This window comes from Streptomyces sp. NPDC027962 (assembly GCF_055566095.1).
The window spans coordinates 1-6792 of record NZ_JBVHTA010000084.1 but is presented as its reverse complement, the minus strand read 5'-3'; the positions used below and the strand labels follow the sequence as shown (position 1 = coordinate 6792).

Annotated in this window: 6 protein-coding genes; 3 read left to right on the top strand and 3 right to left on the bottom strand. The window is 72.6% G+C overall.

The genetic code is table 11. From position 1 onward, the window contains the following. Positions 1-136 precede the first annotated feature (136 nt). A complete protein-coding gene (locus ACZ4SA_RS36500) occupies positions 137-1120 on the top strand; it encodes a phosphotransferase family protein (protein ID WP_468283033.1) in 984 nt (327 codons plus the stop codon). Between the two features lie 104 nt (positions 1121-1224). Here ACZ4SA_RS36500 and ACZ4SA_RS36495 read toward each other — a convergent pair whose 3' ends face one another. From ACZ4SA_RS36495 to ACZ4SA_RS36485, 3 genes are all read right to left on the bottom strand, one after another. Beyond that, complete coding sequence (locus tag ACZ4SA_RS36495; protein ID WP_468283030.1) at positions 1225-3225, bottom strand: HelD family protein; 2001 nt, start codon at positions 3223-3225, stop codon at positions 1225-1227. Between the two features lie 78 nt (positions 3226-3303). Then, entirely contained in the window at positions 3304-3924 is a 621-nt protein-coding gene (locus ACZ4SA_RS36490) for a TetR family transcriptional regulator (RefSeq protein ID WP_468283027.1), read from the bottom strand. Then, positions 3921-4760: a TetR/AcrR family transcriptional regulator gene (locus ACZ4SA_RS36485; RefSeq protein ID WP_468283024.1), complete on the bottom strand. Its 840-nt coding sequence runs from the start codon at positions 4758-4760 to the stop codon at positions 3921-3923. Before ACZ4SA_RS36485 ends, ACZ4SA_RS36490 begins: the two co-directional genes overlap by 4 nt. 166 nt (positions 4761-4926) lie before the next feature. Between ACZ4SA_RS36485 and ACZ4SA_RS36480 the strand changes: the two genes are divergently transcribed. After that, positions 4927-5928, top strand: coding sequence for an ATP-binding cassette domain-containing protein (locus tag ACZ4SA_RS36480; RefSeq protein ID WP_468283021.1), 1002 nt, complete (start codon positions 4927-4929; stop codon positions 5926-5928). Further along, positions 5921-6694 (top strand): ABC transporter permease, encoded by a 774-nt coding sequence (locus tag ACZ4SA_RS36475; RefSeq protein WP_468283018.1) that lies wholly within the window; start codon positions 5921-5923, stop codon positions 6692-6694. Before ACZ4SA_RS36480 ends, ACZ4SA_RS36475 begins: the two co-directional genes overlap by 8 nt. Positions 6695-6792 lie beyond the last annotated feature (98 nt).

The window sequence follows — 6792 nt, the reverse complement described above, 5'->3', positions numbered from 1 at the left end:
GCGATCGCGAGGGTGTCCAACTCTGTCTTCACACACTGACGTTGGACGCCCTCGTCCCATGCGCGCAGCCGATCCCTTGGAATCGATCATCTAGGGCCTCTCGTTCGGATCCTGCGAGATCGATAGCGTGTCCGGCATGGACGGGGACACGGGCAATGGGCAGCAGGAACTACGCGACGGCCAGGACTGGGCTGCCACTCGCGCCTGGGTCGAGAAGCAGCTGGGCGCGGGCGAGCGGATCGAGGCCGTCGAGCGGCTTCGCGGCGGGTGGACCTCGTCGATGCGGCGGCTGCGTGTCGCCGGTCCCGGCGGCGACGAGCGGCACCTGGTGCTGCGTTCGTTCGTCAAACCCTTCTACGTCCGGCACGCCCCCGCGATGCTCACCCGCGAGGCGGACATCCTGACGATGCTGGGCCCGACCGGCATACCGGCGGCGGAGTTGCGGGCCATCGACGCGAGCGGGGAGCACTGCGACCACCCCTCCCTGCTGATGACCCTGCTGCCGGGCGGCGTCCGGCTCGGCGAGGAAGGCGCCGACCGCCGTTCCGGTCTTCTCGCCCGCCGGCTCGTCAGCATCCACCAGCTGCATGTGCCGGAAGCGGCCCGGCCGCGCGCCTACCAGGCGTGGACGTCACCCGAACACGTCCGGCTGCCCGAGACCACGGATCGTCCGGAGGTCTGGCGGCGCGCCGTCGACGTCGTACGCCGGGATCCGCCCGACCACCAAGGGTGCTTCCTGCACCGGGACTTCCACCCGGGGAACGTGCTCTTCACCGGAGACGCCGACGCGACGCGCATCAGCGGCGTCGTCGACTGGGTGGAAACCTCCTGGGGTCCGGCGGACCTGGACGTGGCCCACTGCTCCACAGCGCTGGCGTTGCTGCACGGCCCCGAGGCGGGCATGCGCTTCGCCGACCGGTACACCGCCGCGGGCGGCCGGTTGTCGCAGGATCCGGCCGCCCATCTGTACTGGCGGATGCTCGACGCCCTCGCGTTCGCCCCCGACGCGGAGAAGGTCGCGGTGCCGTGGCGGGAGCTGGGGCGTACGGACCTCACCGGCGACGTGCTCGCCCGGCGGCTGGAGGACTACCTCCTGGCGCTCCTGCGCCGCTACGGCTGACGGACCGGGTCCGGTCCGGAGTCTGGCACGCGGCCCGGCAGGTCGCCGGTGCGAGAGGGTGGAGCCACACACCGGGCGGGGGCGGCGGAGCATGACGTGAACGGTCAGGCACGGCTGCACAGTTCCGGCGGGAGCGGACGGCTGTGCAGGATGTCGAGGCGGGAGACGGCCCGGGTGAGCGCCACGTAGAGCCGGTGCGGTCCGCGAGCCTCCGCCTCGACGATCGCCGCCGGTTCCACGACGACGACATGGTCGTACTCGAGGCCCTTGGCGAGCGTCGCCGGCAGCACGCTGACCCGTGCGCGCTCCTTGTCGGGCAGATGGGGTGCGAGCGCGTCGCGCAGGTGTTCCGTGGCCTCGCCGGCCGCCGCGATGACGCCGACCGAGCCCACGCGTGCCAGGGCGTGGCGCACGACAGGGACCACGGCCGCGGCCGTGTCGTCGACGCCGTGGATCGTCAGCTCGCCGTCCCGTCGCAGCGACCGGGCCCGCGGCACGTCGACGTCCAGTGCGCCGACGAGACGGTTGGCGAGGTCGACGATCGCCGCCGGCACCCGGAAGCCCGCGGTCAGGGCGACCACGGTGGCCCGTTCCTTGCCCAGGTGGGCGAGTTGCCGCTGCCAGTCGCGGGCGGCCCACGGCGTGGTCCCCTGGGCGAGGTCGCCGAGCACGGTGAGGGAGCCGGATCCCGCCCTGCGGGCGATGGCACGGCACTGCATCGGTGACAGGTCCTGCGCCTCGTCGACGACGATGTGCCCGTAGCCTTCGGGGCGTTCGATCAGACCGGCGAGCTCGTCGAGCAGGACGAGATCGGCGGCGGACCACTTCGCGGACCGGTACGAGCGCGGGGGCTTCGCCCACCGGACGGCGTCCCGCTCGGCCGCCGTCAGGAGCGGGTCGCGGGGATCGGTGAGCACCTCGGCCAGTACCTCCTCGGGCAGCGCCTTCGGCCAGACCGCGTCCACGAACGCGCGGACCGCCGTCGCCCCGGCGATCTTGCGCACCCATGCGTTGCTCACGGGCCCTGCCCGCCGCTCCGCCTGGAGCTGTACGGCGCGTACGGCGCGGCTGCGCACCCGTTCACGGCCCACGGCGTACGGTGGCGCCTCCTCGCGGACCTCCACGACGATCCGCTGCAGCTCGCCGAGCGGCACGCGCCAGCGGTAGGAGCCGTCGGCGACGGCGAGCGCCTCGGCCGGCGGTACGACCCGTGCGTACAGGGCGCGGTGCAGTACGGCCGCCATGCGGATGTCGTGCTTGACGGCCGCGGCGTGCCGCGAGTCGTCCTGCCGCACTTCGTGCCGTGCGATCTCGTCGTCGACGGTCGACTGGCGGATGTCGACTTCGCCGAGCGCGGGCAGAACCTCGGAGATGTAGGACAGGAAGGTCCGGTTGGGGCCGAGGATCAGCAGACCGCTGCGCGTGATGCGCTGCGGATACGTGTAGAGCAGATACGCGGCGCGGTGCAGGCCGACCGCGGTCTTGCCGGTGCCGGGGGCGCCCTGGACGCAGACGGTGTGGGCCAGTTCGGCGCGTACGAGATCGTCCTGCTCGGGCTGGATGGTGGCGGCGATGTCGCGCATCGGGCCGACGCGCGGCCGTTCGATCTCGTCGGCGACGATCGCGCTCGCGCGTGCGGCAGCGCCGGTGGCGTCCGATCCGCCGAGGGGCTCGTCCTCCAGGCCGGTCAGATCGGCGGAGTCGCCGTCGCTGCCCGGCGCCCAGCCGAACCGGCGGCGCACGGCGACGCCCTGGGGGTCGCCGGCGCTCGCCTGGTAGAAGGTGCGCGAGACGGGGGCGCGCCAGTCGATGACGAGCGGCGGGTCGGCGGGACGGCGGCTGATGCGGCGGCGGCCGATGTGGTGGCTTTGGCCGTCCTCGTGGTCGAGACGGCCGAAGAACAGCGGCCCGGGCGGCTGTTCGCGCAGTTCCCGTGCGTGACTGCGGAACTGGCGGCCGAGGACTTCGGCGTCCGCGCCGGACGCGGACACGTCGGCGCCGGTGGCGACCCGGTGGTCAGTGCCCTCCAGCATGGCGGTCAGGGCGTCGCGGCAGGTGTCGTGGAAGGCCCGCTCCCGGGCCAGCTCGTGGTCGAGTGACGTCATTCCCACGAGAATAGCGCAACCGAGTTACATTTTTAACTAGAGCTCATTCCGGTCCGAAGGCCCACCCCGCCCGAGGGCTCACTCCAGTCCGTCGCGCAGCTGCGCGAACGCCAGGTCCGCCGCCGCCACCGCGTCCGCGGCGACCTCCTCCGCACGCTCACCCGCCGCGATCCGCCGCCAGTTCTCCTCCGCGAGGATGCGCTGCACGGCCACGATCTGCCCCGCCGCGAGCCGGGCACCAAGCCTCCCGACACCGGCCGCGCGCAACGCCTCCGCCAGGGCCGCCTCGGACCTGGCCCGGTAGGCAGGCAGCCGCGCGACCAGGCCGGGGGTCCCGTACAGCAGACGGTGGAAGGCCAGCACCCGCTCGTCGTCGTTCAGCCCGGTCACCGGGTCGCGGCGCTCCAAGCCGTCGAGGAAGTGCCGGTGGAGCGCCGTGAGCGGCGAGACCGCCTCCGGCCGCGCCGTCACCACGCGCGCCGCCTCGTCCTCATGGTCGGCGAACCGGTGCAGGACCAGGTCCTCCTTGGCCGGGAAGTACCGGAAGAGGGTCGGCTTGGAGACGTCCGCCGCAGCCGCGACCTCGGCGACGGACACTGCGTCGAAGCCCCGCTCGAGGAAGAGCGCGATCGCGGCCTCCGAGATCGCGCGGTACGTCAGCAGCTTCTTGCGCTCCCGCAGCCCCATCTCGCCGCTCACGCCTCGACGCCCCCTCCGCGCGGGGCGGCGCCCCCGCCGTCCTCGCAGCCGCTTTCCCGGCCGCGCCTGTCGACCAGCACCTGCACCCCGTCCATCAGGCGCTCCAGACCGAAGACGAACTCGAAGTCGGCAGTGTCGGGTTCGTGCATCACCCTCGACTCCAGCAGCTTGGCGAGCGCCGGATAGCGCTCGGGGTCGGCGAAACGCTCCAGGGTCTCGGCGTAGCGGCGCATGACCACCTCGGCGGACTCCCCGCTCGCCGCGATCGCGGCGCCCAGGTCCGCCATGAGCAGGGCCTCGTTCCGCACGAAGCCACCGACCAGCAGGATGACCGAGATCTTCTCACCCTCGTCGAGACCCGTGTCCGCGAGGGCAGCGAGGCCCCGGTCCCACCAGGCGACCGAGTTGGGCGTGGCCGGCGGGCCGGAGATGGGGATGCGCAGCATCCACAGGTTCCGGTGGATCACTTCGCGCTGCGCCCACGCCCATGCCTCCAGCGCCTCGCGCCAGCCGGTGCCGGGCGGAGGGGGCGCGGGCGGCAGGCCGACGGCCGCCTCCTGCATCAGGATGTAGAGCTCGTCCTTGGCGGCCACGTACCGGTACAGGGACATCGTCGAGACGCCGAGCTCCTTGGCGACCCGCCCCATGGAGACGGCCGCGAGCCCCTCGGACGACGCCACTGCGACGGCGGCCGCGACGATGCGCTCGACGCCGATGCCCGGCTTGGGCCCCTTGCCCGGGCGCTCCCGCAGCCCCCACGCGGCCTCGATGCTCGCGGGCAGCCCGGTGCCGGCCCGCGCACCGCCTGGGCCGCGCCTACGTCCGTCGCCCGCCATCGCTCCGCCGCCTCCGCCGCATCCGCCACCGGGTCCGGCCCAGGGCTGCCTCGCGCTTGACGCCCATCCTAGTAATGCGTAACCCTTACGCAGTACCGCGTATGACATACGCAGAAGCGCGCACAGAAGCGTGCGCGGGCGCATGCGCCGAAGGGGGTTCGCGAAGATGAGCACAGACCGACCACCGGCCGTCGAGGGGCCGGCTGCTGAGGGGCCGGCCGTTGAGGGGCCGGCCATCGAGGCCACAGGGCTGCGTAAGGCATACGGAAAGGTGACGGTGCTCGACGGCGTCGACCTCCGGGTCGAACAGGGCACCGTCTTCTCCCTGCTCGGGCCCAACGGCGCCGGCAAGACGACGACCGTACGGATCCTCGCCACGCTCACCGCGCCGGACGCCGGCCACGCCCGCGTCGCCGGATACGACGTACTGAACGAGCGGAGCCGGGTACGCCGGGCCATCAGCCTCACCGGCCAGTTCGCGGCGGTGGACGAGAAGCAGACCGGCGAGGAGAACCTTCGCATGATGGCCCGCCTCACCGGCCGGTCACGCACCGCGGCCCGCCGCCGGGCAGCCGAACTGCTGGAACGCTTCGACCTCACCGACGCCGCCCACCGCCTCGCGGCGACCTACTCGGGAGGCATGCGCCGCCGGCTCGACCTCGCCGCCGGCCTCGTCGGCGACCCCGGCGTCGTCTTCCTGGACGAGCCGACGACCGGCCTCGACCCGCGCAGCCGTCAGGAGCTCTGGCAGGTGGTGCGCGACCTCTCCGGCCGGGGCACCACCGTCTTCCTCACCACCCAGTACCTGGAGGAAGCCGACCGCCTCGCCGACCGCATCGCCGTCATGGACGGCGGCCGCGTGATCGCCGAAGGCACCGCCGCTCAGCTGAAGGCCAGGGTCGGCGGCCACCGCCTGGACCTGGTCCTCGCCGACTCGGCGGCGTACCGGCGGCACGAGGCGCGCGCCGTGCACCGCTCCCCCGAAACCCTGACGCTCGGCCTGCCGACCGACGGCACAGCGGCCGAAGTGCGGTCCCTGCTCGACGAGATCGACCCGGCCCGACGCGACGTGGCCCGCTTCTCCCTGCACACGACAACGCTCGACGACGTGTTCCTGTCCCTCACCGGGTCCGGCGCCCTTACCGAGGAGGAGCCCGCCCATGCCTGAAACGCCCGGCACCACCGGCCTGCTGACCCCGGCACTGACCATGACCGGCCGCTGCATCCGCCTCAGCCGCCGCGATGTCGACGCGGTCATCACCTCGATGGTGCTGCCGCTCATGCTGATGCTCGTCTTCGTCTACTTCTTCGGCGGCGCGATCAACACCGGTACGCAGTACGTCGACTACGTCGCGCCCGGCATCCTCGTCCTGTGCGCAGCGTTCGGCTCGTCCGGCACGGCGGTGCGCGTCAGCGAGGACATGAAGGGCGGCATCATCGACCGCTTCCGCTCCCTCGACGTCGGCGGCACGTCGATCCTCGCAGGCCACGTGGCGGCCAGCACCGTGCGCAATCTCCTCTCGACCGCGCTCGTCCTCGCCGTCGGCGTACTGATCGGCTTCCGTCCCTCGGCCACCCCCATGGGCTGGCTCGCCGCCGCGGGCATCCTGATCGTGTTCCTGGTTGCCCTCTCCTGGCTCTCGGCGGCGGTCGGGCTGCTGGCGAAAACGCCGGAGGCGGCGGCGGGTTTCACCTTCTTCATGATGTTCCTGCCCTACCCGAGCAGCGCGTTCGTCCCCATCGAGACGATGCCGAGCTGGCTCCACGGCTTCGCCGACCACCAGCCCGTGACCCCGCTCATCGAGTCCCTCCGCGGCCTCCTGCACGAGCAGCCGGTCGGCTCGGCGCCCTGGCTGGCGCTGGCGTGGTGCGGGGGGATCCTGGCGGTGGCGGTGGGGGTGTCGGGGGTGCTGTTCAGGGCACGGACGTCGTGAAGAGCGCTAGGTGTATTGCCCTGAGAGGTTGGGGACGCGGCTGGCGGGTGGTTGGCCTTTCAGCGCGGTGTGTCCGCGGTGGTGATTGTAGGTGTGCA

Excerpts from the sequence above, each read along its gene's own strand:
- ACZ4SA_RS36485 (WP_468283024.1), bottom strand. The coding sequence starts at position 4,760 with ATGGCGGGCGACGGACGTAGGCGCGGCCCAGGCGGTGCGCGGGCCGGC.
- ACZ4SA_RS36500 (WP_468283033.1), top strand. The coding sequence starts at position 137 with ATGGACGGGGACACGGGCAATGGGCAGCAGGAACTACGCGACGGCCAG.
- ACZ4SA_RS36480 (WP_468283021.1), top strand. The coding sequence starts at position 4,927 with ATGAGCACAGACCGACCACCGGCCGTCGAGGGGCCGGCTGCTGAGGGG.
- ACZ4SA_RS36475 (WP_468283018.1), top strand. The coding sequence starts at position 5,921 with ATGCCTGAAACGCCCGGCACCACCGGCCTGCTGACCCCGGCACTGACC.
- ACZ4SA_RS36495 (WP_468283030.1), bottom strand. The coding sequence starts at position 3,225 with ATGACGTCACTCGACCACGAGCTGGCCCGGGAGCGGGCCTTCCACGAC.